A 21,424-nucleotide genomic window follows, 5' to 3' on the forward strand; every position below is an offset into this window, starting at 1 on the left:
TTGCGCCGCACGAACATGACGGGGCTCGTGGTTCGCGTGCTTGTGACAACGGTTGCGCTCACGGCCATTCTGCTGCTGGTCATGTTGGCCCTTGCCAGCGCGAACACCGAGTTCTTCGATCGTTATTATCAGTGGCTCTACGCCGCGAATCTCGCGGTGGCGGTCGTGCTCATCCTGATTGTCATCGGGCTGGTGGCGATCATTATCACCAGGGTGCGACAGGGTAAGTTCGGTACGCGGTTGCTCGCGAAACTCGCGTTCATCTTTGCGCTCGTGGGTGTGGTGCCGGGCGCGATCATCTACGTGGTGTCGTATCAGTTCGTCTCGCGCAGTATCGAATCATGGTTCGACGTGAACGTGGAAACCGCGCTCACGTCCGGATTGAATCTCGGGCGCGGCATGCTCGATGCATCGCTGTCAGATCTGCAGAACAAAGGCCGCCTGATGGGCGACCAGCTCGCGAGCGCCGATCCAACCAGTCTCACGCTCACGCTGTTGCGCTTGCGCGATCAGTTCAACGTGCAGGACGCCACCATCGTTGAGCCGGCAAGAAGCGGCTCCGGCACCGCGCCCGATGTGCGCGTGGTGGCGCAGGCATCGAGTAATTTCGCGGCGCTCGTGCCCGACGACCTGCCAACTCCATTGCAACTGAATCAGGCGCGTAGCAGGCCGTATGGGGCGATTGAAGGCGAGGTCGACGGCGATTCAAGTCAGACCGGGCCAAAGGGCGCGTTGAGGCTGCGGGTGATCGTGAAGATCCCCGACAGTTCGACCACGGAACTGCAGCCGGCCGAACGTTTCCTGCAGATCGAACAGCCGGTCAGTACCGGACTTGCCCGCAACGCGGACGCCGTGCAGCGCGCGTATCGCGAGTATCAGGAAAAGGCGCTCGGGCGGACCGGCTTGCGCAAGATGTATATCGGCACGCTGACGCTGGCGTTGTTTCTCGCCACCTTCATCGCGATGATGCTTGCGCTTGCGCTCGGCAATCAGCTCGCGCGGCCGTTGTTCCTGCTCGCGCAAGGCACGAAGGAAGTCGCCGAGGGCGATTACACGCCCAAGCGCGAAGTGAAGTCGCGAGACGAGCTCGGTTTCCTCACGCAGTCGTTCAACGCAATGACGCGGCAATTGTCCGAGGCGCGTGCGGCGGTCGAGAACAATCGGATCGCGCTCGAACATTCGAAGGCGTATCTCGAGAGCATTCTCGCGAACCTGACCGCCGGCGTGTTTGTGTTCGACCGGCAGTTCCGCCTGACCACGGCGAATCGCGGCGCCGAGCGGATCTTCCGGCAGCCGTTCAATGCGTCGCTGAACTTGCCGCTTGAGCAGATCGGCGTGTTGTCCGAATTCGGCGCGATGGTGCGCAAGGCATTTGCGGATCGCGATGCAGCCGCAAGCGGCAGCGGCAAGCCCATTGGCGACCGCGGGCATTGGCAACAACAACTCGCCGTTCCGGTAGCCGGCGAGACTGATCCGTTGACCTTGCTGGTACGCGGCACGCAGTTGTTGACCCTGACCGAAAGCGATACCGACGACGCTGAAACAACCGGCTATGTAGTCGTATTCGACGACATCTCCGACGTCATCTCGGCGCAGCGTTCGGTGGCATGGGGCGAAGTGGCGCGGCGGCTCGCGCACGAGATCAAGAATCCGCTCACGCCGATCCAGCTATCGGCTGAACGGTTGCAGATGAAACTCACCGACAAGCTCGCACCCGCCGACGCCGAGGTGCTCAAGCGTGGCGCGACCACTATCGTGAATCAGGTGCAGGCGATGAAGCAGATGGTCGACGACTTCCGCGAATATGCGCGTACGCCGCCGGCTGTCCTGGGCAACCTGCAGCTCAATGATCTTGTGACCGAAGTGCTGACCTTGTATGGCATTGAAGAAGGCAAGAGTCATATCACTATCGAGCTGACAAAATTGCCGGTAATTCGCGGCGATGCCACGCAGCTTCGACAGGTGATTCACAATCTTTTGCAGAACGCGCAGGATGCGGTGGCCGATGTGGCTGAACCGCGCGTGCTGCTTGAAACGAAGACAGTAGAATATGGCGATCCCGATGCCTCTGGACATGCCCGCGTAGCGGTGCGGTTGACGGTATCGGATAACGGTTCTGGTTTTCCCACGCGAATTCTTTCGCGCGCGTTCGAGCCTTATGTGACAACGAAGGCCAAGGGCACGGGTCTGGGTCTTGCAACGGTAAAGAAGATCGTCGACGAGCATGGCGCGCGCATCGACATCCGCAATCGTTCGAAGACTCCTGACGTGATCGAAGGCGCGCAGATCTCGATTCTGTTCCTGCAACTCGCGGACGATTCCGCCGAACCGGGCGCGACGTCGCCCTCGGCGGCGGCGAGCCACGGAACGACAAAAGCATTAGTGCAGACAAGGGCAGCGTAAATGGCAACCATCCTGGTGGTAGACGACGAAATGGGTATCCGGGAATTGCTCTCGGAGATCCTGAGCGACGAAGGTCACGTGGTGGAGACGGCGGAGAATGCGCAGCATGCGCGGGAGTACCGGTTGCGGCAGGCGCCGGATCTCGTGCTGCTCGACATCTGGATGCCCGATACCGACGGCGTGACGCTGCTGAAAGAGTGGGCCGCGCAGGGCAAGCTCACCATGCCGGTGATCATGATGTCGGGCCATGCGACTATCGATACGGCGGTTGAAGCGACGAAGATCGGTGCGCTCAACTTCCTCGAGAAGCCGATCGCGTTGCAAAAATTGCTCAAGGCGGTTGAGCAGGGTCTTGCGCGTGGCACGGCTGCCGCGCCGATCGCGAACGCCGCCATGCGGCCGCCGTTGCCGGCAAGTGGTTCAACGGTGCCGGCTTCGGCTGCGGTGCCGGTGGCTTCGTCGCTGAGTCTGGCGGGCGGCGACTCAGGCGCGCTGGGTGCGGCAGCAGGTCCGGCGGGCGCGACGGCATCCATCTCCTTTGACATCCCGTTACGCGATGCCCGCGATGCCTTTGAGCGTGCGTACTTCGAATATCACCTGGCGCGTGAGAACGGCAGCATGACGCGCGTGGCGGAGAAGACGGGACTGGAGCGTACGCACTTGTATCGCAAGCTCAAGCAGCTCGGCGTGGACCTGGGCAAGAACAAAAGCGAGGCTTGACTGGCGGGGGTTCCAGGATCGTTGCAGTAAAAAGGTGGCAAAAAGCACTTGAGCGACATAATCCCCTTTGATATACTTTCGTTCTTCGTGGCCCGGTAGCTCAGTTGGTAGAGCAGCGGATTGAAAATCCGCGTGTCGTTGGTTCGATTCCGACCCAGGCCACCACAGTTGCAAAAAATGCCCGGAAACCGCAAGGTTTCCGGGCATTTTCAATTGGGTTTCGCGCGCCCTTCCGGGTTGCTGCCTGCAAACAGGCGACTAACCTTGAAAGCACCCAACCCGTCTCCGTTCTTCTTGACGCGAGTCAAGTCCTGGCCGAGAGCGAACGGACGCCTTCATGATAAAATCCTTGGTTCTTCAAAGACTTGGCTAAGATAGAACTCGTGCAGCGACGGCTTCTCAACATTAGCCAAATCGTGCACTTCATCCTCTCCATCGGAGTTTTACGGTGACTCGGACAGACGTTAAAGACAGCGCATTGGTGCTGTTTTCCGGTGGCCAGGATTCGGCCACATGCCTCGCGTGGGCGCTCGATCGTTTTACAACCGTCGAGACGCTCGGCTTCGACTATGGTCAGCGCCATCGTGTGGAACTTGAATGCCGCGACGGCTTCAGGGCATCGGTCAAACAGCAGTTCCCGCAGTGGGCCGAACGGCTCGGCGAAGACCACACGATCGACCTGTCCGTGCTCGGCGCAATCAGCGATACCGCCATGACGCGCGAGATCGAAATTGAAGCCAGCGCGAACGGTTTGCCCAACACCTTCGTGCCCGGCCGCAATCTGATGTTCATGACGATCGCTGCCGCCATCGCATATCGGCGAGGTTTGAAGGTGCTCGTCGGCGGCATGTGCGAAACGGATTTCTCGGGCTACCCCGATTGCCGCGACGACACCATGAAGGCGCTGCAAGTTGCCCTTAATCTCGGCATGGACAGCCGCTTCCTGCTCGAGACACCGTTGATGTGGCTCGATAAAGCCGACACGTGGCGCCTGGCTGAACAGCTAGGCGGCGAGGCGCTGGTGGAACTGGTGCGCGTCGAGACGCACACGTGTTATGTCGGCGAGCGCTCCGAGTTGCATGAATGGGGTTTTGGCTGCGGCCAATGCCCGGCTTGCAAGCTGCGCAAGCGCGGCTACGAAGCTTACAAGTCGGGTGAGCAAGTCACCACTGAACCGGTCTGATCATGACGTACGCAGTAAAGGAAATTTTCTACACGTTGCAGGGCGAGGGCGCAAACGCCGGCCGCCCGGCCGTGTTTTGCCGCTTCGCCGGATGCAATCTCTGGTCGGGTCGCGAGGAAGATCGCGCGGAAGCCGTCTGCCAGTTTTGTGACACGGATTTCGTCGGCACAGATGGCGAGAACGGCGGCAAATACAAAACGCCTGCAGACCTCGTTGCCATGATCGCGTCGCAATGGCCGGAAGGCGAAGCGCACAAGTTCGTGGTCTGCACCGGCGGCGAGCCCATGCTGCAAATCGACCCGCCTTTCGTCGATGCCCTGCATGCAGCCGGCTTCGAAATGGCGATCGAAACGAACGGATCGCTGCCGGTGCTCGACAGCATCGACTGGATTTGCGTGAGCCCGAAAGCCGGCGCGCCGCTAGTGGTGACGAAGGGCAACGAGTTGAAGGTTGTGGTGCCGCAAGACAATCAGCCGCTGGCCGATTACGCGAAACTCGACTTCGAGTATTTCCTCGTGCAACCCATGGACGGCCCGTCGCGCGACATCAATACGAAGCTCGCTATCGACTGGTGCAAGCGGCATCCGCAATGGCGCCTGTCCATGCAGACGCACAAGTACCTGAACATCCCCTAACGCGAATCAAGCCCAAGCTGAGCAGACGTGCAGACGATCACCCGAAAACTCGAATTCGATGCGGGCCACCGCATCCCCGATCACCGCAGCCAGTGCCGTAACCTGCACGGTCATCGGTATGTGCTGGAAATCACGCTGCAAGGCGAACTCGTCGAAACGGAAGGCGCGCCGGATCGCGGCATGGTGATGGACTTCGCCGACGTCAAGGCGCTGGCCATGGAACATCTGGTCAACAAGTGGGACCACGCGTTTATCGTCTATGCACGCGACGAAGTCGTGCGCAGCTTTCTCGAGAAAATGGCCGACCACAAGACCGTCGTGCTGGACCGCATTCCTACCGTGGAAAATCTCGCCGCCGAGGCATTCCGGATTCTCTCCAGCGTCTACAACGATCACTACGGCGTCGATCTGAAGTTGAAGCGCGTGCGTCTGTACGAAACGCCTAATTGCTGGGCAGACGTCGAAGGCGTCTGACGGCTTCCTTCACAGGTCGTCAAAGCGGGCTCCTGCCAGCGCTCTTTTGTCACGGTATGATCTTTGGACAAGCCGCACGTTTTATTGCGGCGCATTCCAGCGACACAGCCTATTGGAGCGAGACATGCCTGCCAGCCATCCCGCCGCGCCTGACCTACCAAGGATCACGCGATGAGCACCTACACCAATCTCCTCAAACAGCGTTTCACCGAATCAGGCACCTTGTATGGCCTGTGGCTGTCGCTCGGCAGCGCGGACGTGGCCGAAGCCGTGGCGCATGCGGGTTTCGACTGGCTGTGTATCGACATGGAGCATTCGCCGAACGACAGCCATGACGTCGTCGCGCAACTTCGTGCCATTGCCGCCGCGCACTTGCCGACCGAACCGATTGTCCGCGTGCCGGCGCATGAGGGCTGGCTGGTTAAGCGCGTGCTTGACGCGGGCGCGCGCACCCTGATGTTCCCGAACGTGGAAACGGCGGAAGAGGCCGCACAGGTCGTGCGGCTCACGCAGTATCCGAACGCCGATGCGCGCGATGGCCTGCGTGGCGCCGCTGGCGCAGTGCGCGCAGCGGCATATGGTATCCGGCGTGATTACGTGAGTTCGGCGAACGCGCAGATATCGACGATCGTGCAGATTGAATCCGAACAGGCGCTCGCGAATGTGGAAGCAATCGCGGCTACGCCGGGCGTCGATTGCCTGTTCATCGGGCCCGCTGATCTGGCCGCGAGTCTCGGTCATCTCGGCGATACCAAACATCCTGACGTCCAGGCGGCAATCACGAAAATTATCGATACCGCAAAACACGCGGGCATCGCGAGCGGCATTTTCGCGCTCGATGTCGCGAGTGCGCGTTCATATGCAGAAGCGGGTGTGAGGGCAATCGCGTTATCGGCCGATGTGGGCTGGCTGTTAAAAGCAGCGCGCCAGGCGTTGCAGGAGGCAAGGGCATGAAACCCGGAATATTGGGCGCGGTATCCATAGCGTTGGTGATGGCATGCAGCGCGGCGAGTGCGCAGACCGTCAAGGGGAGTGACATGGCGACGCAAAATGCTGTCGCCGATTACAACGCCGGCAATCTCGGCGCCGCGCGCTCGGAGTTTCTGCGTGCGGCGAAGAACGGCAGCCGTCTCGCCGAATTCAATTACGCGATGATGCTCGTGAACGGTGAAGGCGGTCCGGCAGACGTGGAGGAGGGCAAGAAGTGGTTGCGCAAAGCCGCCGACGCCAACATGACGCAAGCGCAGTACGTGTACGGGAAAATGTACGACGATGGCGAGTTTGTCGGGCGTGATCCAGTCGAGGCGCATCGCTGGTTCTTGCGGGCGGCGAACCAGGGTCATGTCCAGGCGGAACTCGCGCTGGCGAATCAGTTCCTCGATGGCCGCGGCACGCCTCGCGACAACGCGCAGGCGTTCGTCTGGTACAAGAAGGCGGCGGAAGGCGGGGACATGACGGCGCAATACGTGGCCGGATCGTTTTACGAGCGCGGCGGCGATGGCGTGCAGAAGAACATCAACGTGGCACGCGCGTATTACGCGGCGGCGGCAGCCCAGGGCGATCCCGCTGCGAAGCTGAAGTACCAGCAACTTAGCGCGGAACTCGCACACGAGCGACCGCAATAAAACCCAAGGCCCACGATGATGGATTCATCGTGGGCCTTGCTTCGACAACGTATGCAATCGAAAAACGTTAGCCTTTCATCAGCCGCTTTTGTCGTGACACGCTCATGATGAGCCCGACCGCGACACCGAGCGTTGTCAGCGCGGTTCCACCATAACTCATGAATGGCAACGGCACGCCGACCACCGGCAAGATCCCGCTCACCATCCCGATATTCACGAACGCGTAAGTAAAGAACGCCATGGTCAGCGATCCGGCCAGGAGGCGTCCGAACAGCGTCGCCCCGTTCGCCGCGATAAACAACCCTCGCGCGATCAACGCCATATAGAGGAATAGCAGCACAAGGCCGCCCGCGAGCCCAAACTCCTCCGAAAACACCGCGAAAATGAAGTCGGTATGTTTTTCAGGGATGAACTCCAGATGAGACTGAGTACCCTTTAGCCAGCCTTTTCCGAAGGTCCCGCCCGAGCCGATCGCAATGACGGCCTGAATGGTGTGAAAGCCTTTGCCGAGCGGATCGGAGGTTGGATCCAGAAGCGTACAAATACGGTGCTTCTGGTAATCGTGCATCAGCGGCCAGTTCACTTCCGGTTGGCAAATGCGCTCCTGGAATATGCCGATACTCGCGACCACCAGCACGGCAGCCACGAGCACTGGCACGATCAGCTTGAAGCTCAAACCCGCGAAATAGATCACGAAGAGGCCCGCTGCAAACACCAGCACGGCGGTGCCCAGATCTGGCTGCTTGGCGATTATCGCAACCGGCAGGATCAGGATCAGGAAGCCGACGATGTAATCCCACCACCGGATGCCGCCCTCACGCCGCTGGAAATACCACGCGAGCATGAGCGGCATCGCGATCTTCATGATCTCCGAGGGCTGGATCACCACGCCCACGTTCAGCCAGCGTTTCGCGCCCTTGCGCGTCAGCCCGAACGTGGCGACCGCGATCAGCAGCGCCATCCCGATGGTATATAGCGGTACAGCGAAACGCATCAGCGTGGGCGGTGGCACGTTGGCGAGAATCCACATCAGCACGAACGTGAGCATGATGTTGCGCAACTGGTCTTCCACGCGGCCAGGGACGTCGAGACTCGCGCTGTACAGCGTCACGATGCCCACGCACAGCAGCAGGAACACAATCAGCGCGAGCGGTTTATCGAAACCCGCGAACATGCGCTTCGTGCGGTCGAGCCAGACGCGCTTATCGAATTGCAGCGCTTCCATGGATATTCTCCTTTACTCGTCGATGCCACCAGACGGCGTCAACGTCTGGATGGCGCTTTTGCCAGTGTTGCGCTGGATCGCGGCGGTCGGCGCCGGTTCTTTCGGCGGTGATGGCGGCGTTGGCGCGGCAGGCCCCTTGCGGACCTCTGCGATACGAGTTGTTTCCTTCCCGTTAGCCGCAACTGGCGCTTTCGATCCCGCTGCCGGGTGTGCAGTTTCCCGGGCTTCCGTAGCGATAGGCGCGACCGGCACGCGCGGCGCTTCCAGCGCGCGCAGCATGCTCGGCACGACAGGAACGGCCGACGCAGCCGGCGCGCTCGACGCTGCTTCGGCTCCGCTGCTTGCAGACGCAGCCGAATCAGACGCCCCGGATGCTCCGGATGCAGCCGCTCCCGCACTCGCCGCCGCTGAATCGGACGCCGCTTGTGGCTTGAATGCTGGCGAAACACCCGTCACCGAAGCGGGCAGCGCCGCGTCCACCGGGGTTTGCGCGCCCCCGATCACCGGTGCGCCCGCATCTTCCGTCGCTGATGCTGCTGCTGCCACGGCCGCCGCTTCCGCACCGGGTTTCAATCGGTCGACGAGATAATAATCGAGCACTTTTCGCGCGATCGGGCCCGCGGACTCCGCACCCCAGCCGCCGTTTTCCACGATCAGCGCAACCGCGATAGTCGGATGATCCGCTGGTGCGAACGCGATAAACAACGCGTGATCGCGCAAATGTTCCGCTATCGCGCCGTGCGAATAATTGGCGCCTTGCAGCGAATAAACCTGCGCTGTTCCGGTTTTACCGGCGGCTTGATACGGTGCGCCGCGGAAGATCTTGGCGCCGGTACCGGTGGTCACGACGCCTACCATCGCTCGCTTGACGAAGTCGATATCGGCTTGCTTGACCGCGATCTTGTCGCTCGGATCACGCACTGTGACGCGTACCGCCTTGCTGATCGGATTCTCGACTTCCTTGACCAGATGCGGTTTCATGACCACGCCGTTGTTCGCGAGCGTCGCTGTGGCATGGGCAAGTTGCAGGATGGTGAACGAGTTATAACCCTGCCCGATACCCAGGCTGATCGTCTCGCCTTCATACCAGCGCTGCTGTTCCGGCTTGCGATACGCCTTCTTTTTCCATTCCGTCGACGGAAGGATGCCGCGCGCTTCGCCGTTGATGTCAATACCCGTGATCTGTCCGAATCCCCATGGCTTCATGAAGCCGGCCATCGCGTTCACGCCGAGATCGTGCGCCAGCATGTAGAAATAGGTGTCGTTGGAAACCACGATCGCGCGGTTCATGTCGACCCAGCCCTGGCCCGCGCGAACGTCGTTGCGGAAGGTGTGACCGCCGAATGTGTACGAACCCGGGTCCTGGAATCCCCAGCTGGTGGTGCGTTTATGCAGCGTCAACGCGGCAAGCGCCATGAACGGCTTGTAGGTGGAGCCGGGCGGATAGGTGCCGTGCAGCGGGCGGTTCAGCAGCGGGTGATCGGGCGAATTGTTGAGCGAATCCCAGGTCTGCTGGTCGATGCCATCGACGAACGAATTCGGGTCGAAACTGGGCGCGGATACGAACGCGAGCACATCGCCCGTCGCCGGCTCGATAGCGACCAGCGCACCGCGCTTGCCCGCGAATGCCTGCTCGGCGACCTGCTGCAAACCGATATCCAGCGACAACACCAGGTTGTTCCCCGGCGTAGCCTGCGTGCGCGACAGCGTGCGCACCGGCCGGCCGCCCGCGGTGACTTCCACTTCCTCGAAGCCGGTCAGGCCATGCAGCTCGGTTTCGTAGCTCTGTTCCACACCAATCTTGCCGATGTAGTCCGTGCCCTTGTAGTTGTTCGCGTCCAGACGGGGATCGTAGTGATCGGTGTCGGCGTCGTTCTGGTCGCTCGCTTCGTCGATACGTTCCTGATCGCGCTGCGAAATCCGCCCGATATAGCCGATAACATGAGCCGCGGTGGGTCCGAGCGGATATTGCCGGAACAGCCGCGCGCGCACTTCCACGCCCGGAAAGCGGAACTTCTGGGCGGTGAAACGGGCGACTTCTTCGTCGGTTAAGCGGGTGCGGATTGGCAGGCTCTCGAAATTCTTCGAGTCCTCCAGCAGCTTTTTGAAACGCCGCCGGTCGCGCTGATCGACAGGAATCACCGTCGCAATGCGGTCGATTTCATCGTCGAGCGTGGTGTTGATCTTCGACGGCGTGATTTCCAGCGTGTAAGCGGAATAATTCTTTGCCAGCACCACGCCGTTGCGGTCGGTGATGATGCCGCGGTTCGGCACAATAGGCGCGACCGAAATGCGGTTTTCATCGGCCTGCAGCGAGTATTTGCTGAAATGCCAGACCTGCAGATACAGGAAGCGCACACCGATCAGCCCGAAACAGACGAACACGAACAGGCCGGCGGCAGCCACACGCAGGCGAAACTTCGACAACTGTTGTTCGGCGTTCTGAAATTCGGTCATGCAATGTTCGCGGGGCCCGCGTGTGTGGCGTATGTGGCGCGTACGGCGTTTGAGGCGTGCAGCGGTTGCAGCAGGCGCTTAGTCAACTGATCCGTCAACTCGTTAGTCAACTCAGATTGGCCGGGTGTCGTCGGGATCGGTGGCGCGGCGCTGCGGAATCAGCAGCAGGAAACTTGCGAGCGGCCACAAAATAGCCTCCACGAACCCGTCGATCAGATAACCCCAGCCGGGAAATGCCGCACCCGTCAGTAGGCGAATCACGAACGGCACAATTTGCGCGCCGATCAGCAACGGCGCCACCACGAACGTTTGCACGGGCAGTGACATCCACAATACGCGCCTGTGAATCGTGATGGCGCCGTACGACAACAGCGTATACGCAAGCGCGTGCTCACCAAGCAGGCTGGCATTGTGAACGTCCATGAGCATGCCGAGCATGAACGCGATACCCATGCCTACGCGACGCGGCTGGTGAACGTTCCAGAACAGCAGCACGACCGCGACGAAATCCGGGATGCCGAAAGTCCGGCCCCACGGCATCAGGTTCAGCAGGAACGCGGCGGCCAGACTAAACGTGATGAAATACGGATTGACCGGCTGCAGGATGTATTGCGGGCGGCTCATGGCGTGGCTCCGGGCGCGGGCTTGCGGGCAGCTTCAGCTTTCCTGGCGTGCTCGGATTTTTCGGCTTTCTTCACGGCTGCGGGCTCGGTTTTCTTCGCGGCCACGGGTGGTTCCGGTTTTTTTGCGGCCGGCGTACTCGCCGCAGCCGCAGGGGCGGCCGCGCTGGCGCTTTTCGCCGGCGCTGCCTTGCCCTTTTTACCCTTATTGTCCTTCGCTTCCTTGGCTGCGGCCGCTGCCTCGACTTCTTCAGGATTCGGCGGCTGGTTGACCTCGTAATGCAGCACAAGCAACTGGCGCGCGCCGCGCACCGGTGCGACTGGCAAGCAGACTACGCGAGCGAACGCGGTATCCGCTTGCTTATCGACGCGCACCACTTTCGCCACGGGCAATCCCGGCGGATAAATGCCATCCAGACCGCTGGTCACAAGTTCGTCGCCAGTTTGCACGTCGGCGCTGATGGGGACGAAACGCAAGTCGAGCGTGTCGCCCTTCGGCGTGCCGTAGATCACGCTGCGCAATCCGGTCCGTACGATCTGCACGGGCACGGCCTCGTCTTTGTCGGAGAGCAGCGTGACTTCCGATTGCAGCGGGAACACACGCGTGACCTGCCCGATGACGCCGTCTTCGTTCACCACGGGCGCGCCGTTTTGGATGCCTTGCTGCGCACCCTTGCCGATCACGACTTTCTGTGTGAAAGGATCGCGAGTGTCGTACTGCACTTCGACCGGCGTGGTTTGCATGCTGGCGCGCGAGCCGAGCTGGAGCAGCGCGCGAAGATGCGCGTTCTCTGCGGTGAGCTGGGTCGCGTCGGCTGCTTTCACCGACAACTCAAGGTTCTTTTCTTTCAGCTTGGTGTTTTCGTTGCGCAGGGTTGCGCTGGTGACGGCCAGATCGGCCGCACCCATGAAAATATCGCGCGGTACGAGCGCAGCGCGCTGCAGCGGATACAAACCTGCGCCCAGCACGCCGCGCACAATCTCGAGCGTGTTGAAGCGAGCGTCGGAGATCAGCAGGGCGAGGGCAAGCACCACGAAGAAGATCAATCGCGCGAGAGCGGATGGACCTTGCTTAAAAAGTGGCGGCGGACTGTATTCCATGGTCGGCGCCGAGGGCGTGATCGGTTGGTTCGATGCTGCGGGTCCGCGTGGGGGCGCGGCCCTGCCCAGCGCAGTTCGCCGCGGTCCGGACTAAGCCAGACCGCGTGAACCATTGCGCAAGTCGCATACTTCGCGCACGTCGCCGTTGTTGCCTAGAGCGAGTGCGTGCTGTTGGCGCCTTAATAAAAGGCGTCAAGGCTTACTCGTAAGAGAAGATGCTGCCGAGCTTGTCCATGCGTTCGAGCGCCATGCCCGAACCGCGTACAACGCAAGTCAGCGGATCTTCAGCGACGAGCACCGGCAAACCGGTCTCTTCAGCCAGCAACCGGTCCAGATCGCGCAGCAAAGCGCCACCGCCGGTCAGCATCATGCCGCGCTCGGCAATGTCAGCGCCCAGTTCCGGCGGCGTCTGCTCCAGCGCAATTTTCACCGACGAAACGATCTGGTTCAGCGGATCGGTCAGTGCTTCGAGAATTTCATTGCTCGAAATGGTGAAGCTGCGCGGAATGCCTTCCGACAGGTTACGGCCCTTGACTTCCATCTCCTTGACTTCGGAGCCCGGGAAAGCCGAACCGATTTCCTTCTTGATCGCTTCAGCCGTCTGCTCGCCGATCAACATGCCGTAGTTGCGACGGATGTAATTGACAATAGCTTCGTCGAACTTGTCGCCGCCCACGCGCACGGAACCCTTGTACACGATACCGCCGAGCGAAATCACGCCCACTTCGGTCGTGCCGCCGCCGATGTCCACGACCATGGAGCCCGTTGCCTCGGACACCGGCAAGCCGGCGCCAATGGCCGCAGCCATGGGTTCCTCGATCAGATACACCTGCGACGCACCCGCGCCGTGCGCGGCTTCCTTGATCGCGCGGCGCTCGACCTGGGTCGAACCGCACGGCACGCAGATGATGATGCGCGGCGAAGGCGAAAACATACGCGATTCGTGTGCAGTCTTGATGAACTGCTTGATCATCTGTTCCGTGACGGTGAAGTCGGCGATAACGCCGTCCTTCATAGGCCGGATGGCTTCAATGTTGCCCGGCACCTTGCCGAGCATCTGCTTCGCTTCGCGGCCGACGGCCTGAATGGTTTTCTTGCCATTCGGACCGCCTTCCTGGCGAATGGAAACCACCGATGGCTCGTCAAGGACGATGCCCTTGCCCCGCATGTAGATCAGCGTGTTGGCGGTGCCGAGATCAATCGCCAGATCGTTTGAAAAGTAGCTGCGCAAAAAACCGAACATTCAAAATCCTGTCTCGCTGGGAGCCGTGCCTCGCTTCGAGCGCCAAAGGACGGCAGCGGAAAAAAATGACAGCCTGCAGCGGGACCCATTTTTGGCCACGCAAATTGCAAGACTGCGGAGAAATCTACCGGAGGATGCAAGCGAACCAGGCACGCACTTTTCTTAAAAAATATGTAACTAAGAACAGGCTGCTGGTAAGTCGATCCGGATTTGGGTCGAACGCGTAATGATACCTTATAATTTTGGGGTGTTCGAAGGAAAAGGACGGTACATTTTGCCACCGTCAAGCCTGCTTTTTAGGGCTCCTTTATCTCGAATTGCAGCTCGAATTGCAGTCGCGCTGTTTGTCAGCGTGTAAGTCGAAAAAAAACCGGTGATCGAATGTCTCTGACCCTGACCGATGTAAAACGCATTGCGCACCTCGCGCGGCTCGAATTGCCTGAGCACGAGGCCGAACCCACGCTTGCGCGACTGAACGACTTCTTCGGTCTCGTCGAGCAAATGCAGGCCGTGGATACCACGGGTATCGAACCGCTTGCTCATCCGATCGAACAGATCGAGAAAGCCGAGCTGCGTTTGCGAAACGATGCTGTTACAGAGCATGTAAACCGCGAAGAGTTCCAACGACCTGCGCCTGCCGTGCGCGACGGACTGTATCTTGTGCCGAAGGTGATCGAATAAGTGTGGTGCTTTGAGACGGCGCCTCTGAGGCAATGTATTTGAGGCGACGCAATATACGCACGAAAACAAAAAGGCGCGCGGTACCCCATACCTGGCGCCCATCAGGAAGAACGCAATGCATCAAAAAAGCTTGACCGAACTGCGCGCGGCACTTGATGCCAAGACCCTCTCCGCCGTCGAACTCGCGCAGCTCTTTTTGCAGCGCATCGACGCAGCCAAGGATCTCAACGCCTTCATCAGTGTTGACCATGAACTCACGCTCGACCAGGCGAAAGCAGCGGATGCGCTGATCGCCAAGGGCGAAGCAGGCGTGTTGACCGGCCTGCCGATCGCGCATAAAGACGTGTTTGTCACGCGCGGCTGGACCTCCACGGCCGGCTCGAAAATGCTTGCCAACTACGCGAGCCCGTTCGACGCCACCGTTGTCGAGCGCCTCAAGAACGCAGGCGTGGTGACGCTCGGCAAGACCAATATGGACGAATTCGCGATGGGTTCGTCCAACGAGAATTCGTATTTCGGCCCGGTCAAGAACCCTTGGGATCTGAAAGCCGTGCCGGGTGGATCGTCGGGCGGCTCGGCTGCCGCAGTGGCCGCACGTCTCGCGCCCGCTGCCACCGGCACGGATACCGGCGGCTCGATTCGTCAGCCCGCGTCGTTCACCGGCATTACCGGAATCAAACCAACGTACGGCCGCGTTTCGCGTTACGGCATGATCGCGTTTGCATCGTCGCTCGATCAGGGCGGACCCATGGCTCGCAGCGCCGCGGATTGCGCACTGTTGCTCAACGCCATTGCGTCGTTCGATCCGCGCGACTCGACCAGCCTCCAGCGCGCGGACGAAGATTACACGCGCTATATCGGCCAACAATGGTCCGGCACGGACGTCGCCAAACCGCTCGCGGGCTTGCGCATTGGCTTGCCGAAGGAGTTTTTCGGCGAGGGTTTGAGCGCCGAAGTGCGCAGCGCTATCGATACCGCCTTGAAGCAATACGAAGCGCTCGGCGCAACGTTGGTCGAGGTATCGCTGCCGAAGACGGAGTTGTCGATTCCCGTGTACTACATCATCGCGCCGGCTGAAGCTTCGTCGAACCTGTCGCGTTTCGATGGCGTGCGCTACGGGCATCGCGCGGCTGAGTACACCGATCTTCTCGATATGTACAAGAAGTCGCGTGCCGAAGGTTTCGGGCCGGAAGTGAAGCGCCGGATATTGGTGGGCGCGTACGTGCTGTCGCACGGTTATTACGATGCGTATTACCTCCAGGCGCAGAAAATCCGCCGCATCATCGCGCAGGATTTCCAGGAAGCGTTCAACCACTGCGATGTGATCATGGGACCGGTCGCGCCATCGGTGGCATGGAATCTCGGCGAAAAAACCGATGACCCTGTCCAGATGTATCTCGCCGATATCTATACGTTGTCGATCAGCCTCGCCGGTTTGCCGGGCATGAGCGTGCCGTGCGGTTTTGGCGCTGCCGGCAGCGCGCATTCCACGCGGCCGGTCGGCTTGCAGATCATTGGCAACTATTTCAACGAAGCCCGGTTGCTCCAGGTCGCCGACGCGTTTCAGCGCGCGACAGAATGGCACAAGCAATCACCGGCAGGAGTATGAGTATGAGTACGCAATGGGAAGTCGTTATAGGGCTGGAGACGCACGCGCAGTTGTCGACCGTCTCCAAGATTTTTTCGGGTGCGCCCACGCAGTTCGGCGCTGAGCCGAACACGCAAGCCTGCCCGGTGGATCTGGCGTTGCCGGGTTCGTTGCCCGTGATGAACCGCGGCGCTGTGGAGCGTGCGATTCGTCTTGGTCTTGCTGTCGGCGCGACCATTGCGCCGCGCAGCATTTTCGCGCGCAAGAATTATTTCTATCCCGATCTGCCGAAGGGTTATCAGATCAGCCAGTTTGAAATCCCGGTCGTGCAGGGCGGCAGCGTCACGATCCAGGTTCCGGCCAACGAAAAAAACGGCACAGCCGCTTACGAAAAGACCGTCAACCTGACGCGCGCCCATTTGGAAGAAGACGCAGGCAAGTCGCTGCACGAAGACTTCGCGGGCATGACGGGTATCGATTTGAATCGCGCGGGCACGCCGCTGCTCGAGATTGTGACGGAACCCGAAATGCGCAGCGCCGCTGAAGCCGTGGCCTACGCGAAAAGCCTGCACAGTCTCGTGCAATGGCTCGGTATCTGCGACGGCAACATGCAGGAAGGCTCGTTCCGCTGCGACGCGAACGTCTCCGTGCGTCCGGTCGGGCAAGCTGAATTCGGCACACGCGCCGAGATCAAGAACCTGAACTCGTTCCGTTTCCTTGAAGAAGCCATTCAGTACGAAGTGCGCCGGCAGATCGAGTTGATCGAAGACGGCGGGACGGTGGTTCAGGAAACGCGTCTTTACGATCCCGACAAGCGCGAAACGCGTTCCATGCGCACCAAGGAAGACTCGCACGATTACCGCTATTTCCCCGATCCCGACCTGATGCCTTTAGTCATCGATGAAGCGTGGATCGCGCGGGTTCGCAGCGAATTGCCGGAATTGCCCGAGGCCATGCAAACGCGCTTTGTCGAGCAATACGGTTTGACGCCGTATGACGCGGCGGGGCTGACGTCGTCGAAGGATATGTCGGTGTATTTCGAAAGCGTTGTTGGCGTAGTCGGACCGACGCATGCGAAGCTCGCGGCCAACTGGCTGATGGGCGAAGTATCGTCGCAACTGAATCGCGATTCGCTGGATATTGCGAACTCGCCGGTTTCTCCCGCGCAACTCGGGCTCGTGATTCAGCGTGTGGCCGACGGCACGATCTCGAACAAGATTGCGAAGGATATTCTCCAGGCTATCTGGGAAGAGAAAGCCACCGACGACAACGCCGCCGACCGGATTATCGAAGCGAAGGGATTGAAGCAGATCTCGGATACGGGCGCGCTGGAAGCGATCATCGACGAGGTGATGGCTGCGAATCAGAAGTCCGTCGATGAATATCGTTCGGGCAAGGAGAAAGCGTTCAACGCGCTGATCGGCCAGGCGATGAAAGCGACCAAGGGTAAGGCGAATCCGCAGCAGGTCAACGAGCTTTTGAAGAAGAAACTATCCTCTTGAGCTGACGGCTGGACTATTCGCGGGTTGCTGCCGGTCTTGTCTGGCAGCAACCCTTTCTTTTATCAACCGGGATCAACTGAGAACCGCACGCGTGGCTAAAAAACCTGAGCTGGACGATTATCGCGTGCCTTATTTCGACGGGAAGAAGATCAAGCCGTTTGATCTGGAGTCTATCGATACCGCGTCGAAGCCGTTTTCGTCCGGCGAGAAAGACGCGGATCGCGAGCGTCTAAGCGAGTTAAGCAACGCACTCGACGGATTGCAGGAGAAGCTGCACGCACAACGCGCGCATCGCATTCTGCTGATTCTTCAAGGCATGGATACGAGCGGCAAGGACGGCACAGTTCGCGGCGTCTTTCACGAAGTCGATCCGCTCGGTTTGCGTGTCGTGCCGTTCAAGGCGCCTTCCGAAGCCGAAGCCGCCCACGATTTTCTCTGGCGCGTTCATTCGCAGGTTCCGGCCGCTGGCGAGTTCGCCATTTTTAATCGCAGCCAATATGAAGACGTGCTGGTGCCGCGCGTGCTGAAACAGATCGATCAGGATGGGTGGGAACGTCGTTATCGACAGATTCGCGACTTCGAAGCGATGCTTGCCGAAAACGGCACGACGATCGTGAAGTGCTTTTTGCATATATCGAAGGATGAGCAGAAGGTGCGTTTGCAGGCGCGTATCGACAATCCCGAGAAGCACTGGAAGTTTGATCCGTCGGACCTCGATGCCCGCAAACTCTGGGACGAGTATCGCAAGGCTTATGAAGACGTCCTCGGCGCGACATCGACGGACATTGCGCCTTGGTACGTGATTCCCGCCGATTCGAAGACGCACCGCAACGTGATGGTTGGGGAGTTGATGGTGCGCACGCTGCAAGGTTTGAAGCTCGAATATCCGCCGGCGAAAGAGTCGCTGAAAGGGATCAAGGTCGAGTAGTTCACCAACATACAAGGATGCTTCATGTTTCGTGTCATCACCGCTAATTTGAACGGCATTCGGTCGGCCGCCAAGAAGGGTTTCTTCGACTGGTTTGGCGAGCAGGATGCTGACGTTGTCTGTGTGCAGGAGATCAAGTGTTCGCAAGACGATCTCACGCCGGAATTTCTCGCGCCGCACGGCTTTCAGGGTTACTTCCAGCACGCAGTGAAAAAGGGTTATTCCGGTGCGGGGCTTTATACGAAGCACGAACCGGATGAAGTGATCATCGGGTTTGGCAGCGAGGAATTCGATCCGGAAGGGCGCTATGTGGAGGCGCGCTTTGGGGATTTATCGGTGATATCGGTGTATGTGCCTTCCGGGTCCAGCGGTGAAGAACGGCAGCAGGCCAAATATCGGTTCATGGACGAGTTCATGCCGCATCTGGAAAAGCTGGCCAAGAAACGCGAAGTGATCTTGTGTGGCGACGTGAATATCGTGCACAAGGAAATCGACATCAAGAACTGGAAGAGCAATCAGAAGAACTCAGGTTGCCTGCCGGAAGAGCGCGCGTGGCTTACGCAACTCTTCGATGAAAAGGCTTACGTCGATGTATTCAGAACGCTGGACCAGCGGCCTGAGCAATATACGTGGTGGAGCAATCGCGGCCAGGCTTACGCAAAGAACGTAGGGTGGCGGATCGATTACCAGATCGCAACGAAGGGTGTTGCAGACACGGCGGCGGCAACGTCCGTTTTCCGCGATATCAAGTTCAGCGACCACGCGCCGCTGATCATTGACTACGACTGGAAGGTTTAAATCTTTTAAAGCCTCGGCTTCTTAAACCGGCCCATTCCCTCGTAATTGGGCAACTGGTCCACCGTTTTTCCGATCGCTTTTGCGTAGAGCGGCATCATGTCGGGCAAACGCTTCATCAGATCGTGTACGCGCGCAGCGCCATACGGATGCATCCAGATAAAACCGTTAGGCGTGCGCCGCGTACGCGTATCAATCTTCTTCCACAACGTGATGGCGGCGCGGGGATCGTAACCCGCTCGCGATGCAATTTCGCTTCCAATCACATCGGCTTCGGTTTCATCGGCGGGTGTGTATCGCATGGCCAACAACTGCTCGCCAATTCCCAGCGGGGTAGAGCTGATATCGGCGAAACCGAATAACGGCGGAATCGTTCCCGTACTCAGTTGCGCCGCCTGCTGACGCCCCAGCCTATCGCGCGCATGTTCACGCAACGCGTGCGCAATCTCATGGCCGATCATCATGCCGAGTTCGTTATCGTTGAGACGCAACCGGTCGATCAGCCCGCTGTAAATCACAATCTTGCCGCCCGGCAGGCAATACATGCGGATTTCGTCCGAACGCACTACATTAACTTCCCATTTCCAGTTCTTCGAGCGGTCATTCCACTTCAGCGCAAACGGAATTTCGCGATTGGCAATTTCGCGTACGCGCTTCACGAGCGGATTGTCGTCGCCGAGAAGATGCTTCGTACCCCGTGCCTCGCGCAGGATTTGAGCGTATTCGTCGGCGGACTGCTGTTCCAATATCGCCGATGGAATCAGGTTGCGGAACAACGCCGCATTGCCGAACCGGATCTGGTCGCTGGCCGTGGAATAGGGCGGTTGTGCGTTGGCCGCGGCGGCCGACGCTGCATCAGATGCCCCGGACGCCGCCGCGAAGCTCAAGCCAGCATGTAGCGACACAGCGCAAGCGGCGACGCGGATTAAGGCGTGCACCTTCATCGGATAGGTCTCCAGGGCGCGATTTTCGGCAACAGTAACATGCCTGGAATAGACAACGCAGCGCAGATCATGAAGTACTCGAACCAGCCGGTTTGCGCGACCACAAAGCCACTCGATGCCGACGCCAGCGTCCGCGGCACCGACGCAAGACTCGTAAAAAGCGCGAACTGCGTAGCGGTATATCGCGGGTCGGTCGTGCTTGCGATGTAAGCCACGAACGCGGCCATGGTGAGGCCGGTGGCGAAGGTTTCGAACCCGTAGAGCGCGGCTAGCGCCACGGGCGACGGCCCGATTTTCGCGAGCCACGCAAAGCCAAGCGTGGAAACGATCTGCAGCACGCCAAAGATCCAAAGCCCGCGCGCAATGCCGATCTTCACCAGCCATACGCCACCCACAATCCCACCCGCCAGGCTTGCCCAGAACGCGACAGTCTTCGCAATCACGCCGATCTGCGTCTTGTTGAAGCCGATATCGAGGAAAAACGACGTGGAGAGCGTGGTCGCCATCGTGTCGCCGAGCTTGTACAGGAAGATGAAACCGAGAATCAGCAACGCCGTGCGCCAGCCGTCCCGGGCGATGAATTCGCGAAACGGCTGGATGATGGCATCGCGTAGATTCTTGGGCGGCGTGCCATGTATTTCGGGTTCTTTGACCACGAGCGTCAACACCATACCCGGCAGCATGAATGCCGCCGTGACCAGGAAGACGGTGGACCAAGGCAAGTGATCGGCGAGAATCAACCCGAGCGAACCGGGGATGAGCGCCGCGATCTTGTACGCGTTGACGAAGACGGCGTTGCCGAGTCCTTGCTCGGTATCGGCGAGGAGTTCGCGACGGTACGCATCAATCGCAATATCCTGGCTTGCGCCGAAAAACGCGACGAGCGCGGTCAGCGCGGCAACGGTCCAGATCTGGTCTTTTGGCGATATAAACCCAAGTGCGCCAATAGCCACAGCCACCAGCAACTGCGTGACGATCATCCAGCCGCGCCGCCGTCCAGGCCGCCAGCCGGGCAGACGAGGCACGTAGCGGTCCATCAGCGGCGCCCAGATGAATTTCCACGTATAGGGAAACTGGATCAGCGCAAACAGGCCGATTTCCTTCAGGTTCACGCCTTCAGTGCGTAACCACGCCTGGACCAGATAGACGAGCGTGAAGAGCGGCAGCCCCGACGTGAAGCCGATAAACACGCAAATCAGCATGCGTTTGTTGAGAAACGCGCGCCAGCCGGGGTGATCTTCGTGAGCGGTAAGAGCGGGCGCCTCGTGTGGCGAGTTGGACATAGGGTCGATTCGAAGCA

Annotated in this window: 19 protein-coding genes and 1 tRNA gene; 13 read left to right on the forward strand and 7 right to left on the reverse strand. The window is 59.8% G+C overall.

The window, feature by feature from the left end; translation table 11 throughout:
* Positions 1 to 15: 15 nt before the first annotated feature.
* The 8 genes from SBC1_RS00275 to SBC1_RS00310 all read left to right on the forward strand — a co-directional run bounded on the left by SBC1_RS00275 (position 16) and on the right by SBC1_RS00310 (position 7,040).
* On the forward strand, positions 16 to 2,403 hold the full coding sequence (locus tag SBC1_RS00275; RefSeq protein ID WP_165092995.1) for a PAS domain-containing sensor histidine kinase: 2,388 nt from the start codon (positions 16 to 18) through the stop codon (positions 2,401 to 2,403).
* Entirely contained in the window at positions 2,404 to 3,123 is a 720-nt protein-coding gene (gene esaR / locus SBC1_RS00280; protein ID WP_165986872.1) for a response regulator transcription factor EsaR, read from the forward strand.
* A gap of 89 nt (positions 3,124 to 3,212) precedes the next feature.
* Positions 3,213 to 3,288, forward strand: a tRNA-Phe gene (locus tag SBC1_RS00285).
* Between the two features lie 283 nt (positions 3,289 to 3,571).
* Positions 3,572 to 4,306 (forward strand): 7-cyano-7-deazaguanine synthase QueC, encoded by a 735-nt coding sequence (gene queC / locus SBC1_RS00290; RefSeq protein ID WP_165085375.1) that lies wholly within the window; start codon positions 3,572 to 3,574, stop codon positions 4,304 to 4,306.
* 2 nt (positions 4,307 to 4,308) lie between these two features.
* Positions 4,309 to 4,941, forward strand: coding sequence for a 7-carboxy-7-deazaguanine synthase (queE, locus tag SBC1_RS00295; RefSeq protein ID WP_165085378.1), 633 nt, complete (start codon positions 4,309 to 4,311; stop codon positions 4,939 to 4,941).
* Between the two features lie 27 nt (positions 4,942 to 4,968).
* Positions 4,969 to 5,415 (forward strand): 6-carboxytetrahydropterin synthase QueD, encoded by a 447-nt coding sequence (gene queD, locus SBC1_RS00300; protein ID WP_165085381.1) that lies wholly within the window; start codon positions 4,969 to 4,971, stop codon positions 5,413 to 5,415.
* 171 nt (positions 5,416 to 5,586) lie between these two features.
* Positions 5,587 to 6,369, forward strand: coding sequence for an HpcH/HpaI aldolase/citrate lyase family protein (locus tag SBC1_RS00305; protein ID WP_165986874.1), 783 nt, complete (start codon positions 5,587 to 5,589; stop codon positions 6,367 to 6,369).
* Between the two features lie 38 nt (positions 6,370 to 6,407).
* Positions 6,408 to 7,040: a tetratricopeptide repeat protein gene (locus tag SBC1_RS00310; protein ID WP_241202132.1), complete on the forward strand. Its 633-nt coding sequence runs from the start codon at positions 6,408 to 6,410 to the stop codon at positions 7,038 to 7,040.
* Between the two features lie 67 nt (positions 7,041 to 7,107).
* Here the strand turns inward: SBC1_RS00310 and rodA are convergent, their stop codons facing one another.
* From rodA to SBC1_RS00335, 5 genes are all read right to left on the reverse strand, one after another.
* The gene (gene rodA, locus SBC1_RS00315; protein ID WP_165092996.1) at positions 7,108 to 8,256 is read right to left on the reverse strand and encodes a rod shape-determining protein RodA; all 1,149 of its coding nucleotides are present in this window, start codon (positions 8,254 to 8,256) and stop codon (positions 7,108 to 7,110) included.
* Positions 8,257 to 8,277: 21 nt separating this feature from the next.
* Positions 8,278 to 10,722, reverse strand: a complete 2,445-nt coding sequence (gene mrdA, locus SBC1_RS00320; RefSeq protein WP_165085390.1) for a penicillin-binding protein 2 — start codon at positions 10,720 to 10,722, stop codon at positions 8,278 to 8,280.
* A gap of 111 nt (positions 10,723 to 10,833) precedes the next feature.
* The gene (gene mreD, locus SBC1_RS00325) at positions 10,834 to 11,346 is read right to left on the reverse strand and encodes a rod shape-determining protein MreD (RefSeq protein WP_165085393.1); all 513 of its coding nucleotides are present in this window, start codon (positions 11,344 to 11,346) and stop codon (positions 10,834 to 10,836) included.
* Entirely contained in the window at positions 11,343 to 12,443 is a 1,101-nt protein-coding gene (gene mreC / locus SBC1_RS00330; RefSeq protein ID WP_165085395.1) for a rod shape-determining protein MreC, read from the reverse strand. The genes mreD and mreC overlap by 4 nt, the downstream gene beginning before the upstream one ends.
* Before the next feature lie 199 nt (positions 12,444 to 12,642).
* The gene (locus SBC1_RS00335) at positions 12,643 to 13,686 is read right to left on the reverse strand and encodes a rod shape-determining protein (RefSeq protein WP_017772379.1); all 1,044 of its coding nucleotides are present in this window, start codon (positions 13,684 to 13,686) and stop codon (positions 12,643 to 12,645) included.
* A gap of 381 nt (positions 13,687 to 14,067) precedes the next feature.
* Here SBC1_RS00335 and gatC point away from each other — a divergent pair, with 381 nt between their 5' ends.
* The 5 genes from gatC to SBC1_RS00360 all read left to right on the forward strand — a co-directional run bounded on the left by gatC (position 14,068) and on the right by SBC1_RS00360 (position 19,183).
* Positions 14,068 to 14,367 carry an Asp-tRNA(Asn)/Glu-tRNA(Gln) amidotransferase subunit GatC gene (gatC, locus tag SBC1_RS00340; RefSeq protein WP_165085397.1) on the forward strand — a complete coding sequence of 100 codons (300 nt, stop codon included), beginning with the start codon at positions 14,068 to 14,070 and terminating at the stop codon, positions 14,365 to 14,367.
* 115 nt (positions 14,368 to 14,482) lie between these two features.
* Positions 14,483 to 15,976, forward strand: coding sequence for an Asp-tRNA(Asn)/Glu-tRNA(Gln) amidotransferase subunit GatA (gene gatA / locus SBC1_RS00345; RefSeq protein WP_165085400.1), 1,494 nt, complete (start codon positions 14,483 to 14,485; stop codon positions 15,974 to 15,976).
* A 2-nt stretch (positions 15,977 to 15,978) separates the two neighbouring features.
* The gene (gene gatB / locus SBC1_RS00350) at positions 15,979 to 17,457 is read left to right on the forward strand and encodes an Asp-tRNA(Asn)/Glu-tRNA(Gln) amidotransferase subunit GatB (RefSeq protein WP_165085402.1); all 1,479 of its coding nucleotides are present in this window, start codon (positions 15,979 to 15,981) and stop codon (positions 17,455 to 17,457) included.
* 91 nt (positions 17,458 to 17,548) lie between these two features.
* A complete protein-coding gene (locus tag SBC1_RS00355; protein ID WP_165986876.1) occupies positions 17,549 to 18,385 on the forward strand; it encodes a polyphosphate kinase 2 family protein in 837 nt (278 codons plus the stop codon).
* Between the two features lie 24 nt (positions 18,386 to 18,409).
* On the forward strand, positions 18,410 to 19,183 hold the full coding sequence (locus tag SBC1_RS00360; protein WP_165085406.1) for an exodeoxyribonuclease III: 774 nt from the start codon (positions 18,410 to 18,412) through the stop codon (positions 19,181 to 19,183).
* Between the two features lie 5 nt (positions 19,184 to 19,188).
* On the opposite strand, the gene SBC1_RS00365 is transcribed toward SBC1_RS00360, so the two are convergent.
* Complete coding sequence (locus SBC1_RS00365) at positions 19,189 to 20,124, reverse strand: M48 family metallopeptidase (protein WP_165986878.1); 936 nt, start codon at positions 20,122 to 20,124, stop codon at positions 19,189 to 19,191.
* On the reverse strand, positions 20,121 to 21,407 hold the full coding sequence (locus SBC1_RS00370) for an AmpG family muropeptide MFS transporter (protein ID WP_165085412.1): 1,287 nt from the start codon (positions 21,405 to 21,407) through the stop codon (positions 20,121 to 20,123). Before SBC1_RS00370 ends, SBC1_RS00365 begins: the two co-directional genes overlap by 4 nt.
* Positions 21,408 to 21,424: the final 17 nt, after the last annotated feature.

This window comes from Caballeronia sp. SBC1 (genome assembly GCF_011493005.1).
In the GTDB taxonomy this organism is placed as follows: Bacteria; Pseudomonadota; Gammaproteobacteria; order Burkholderiales; family Burkholderiaceae; genus Caballeronia.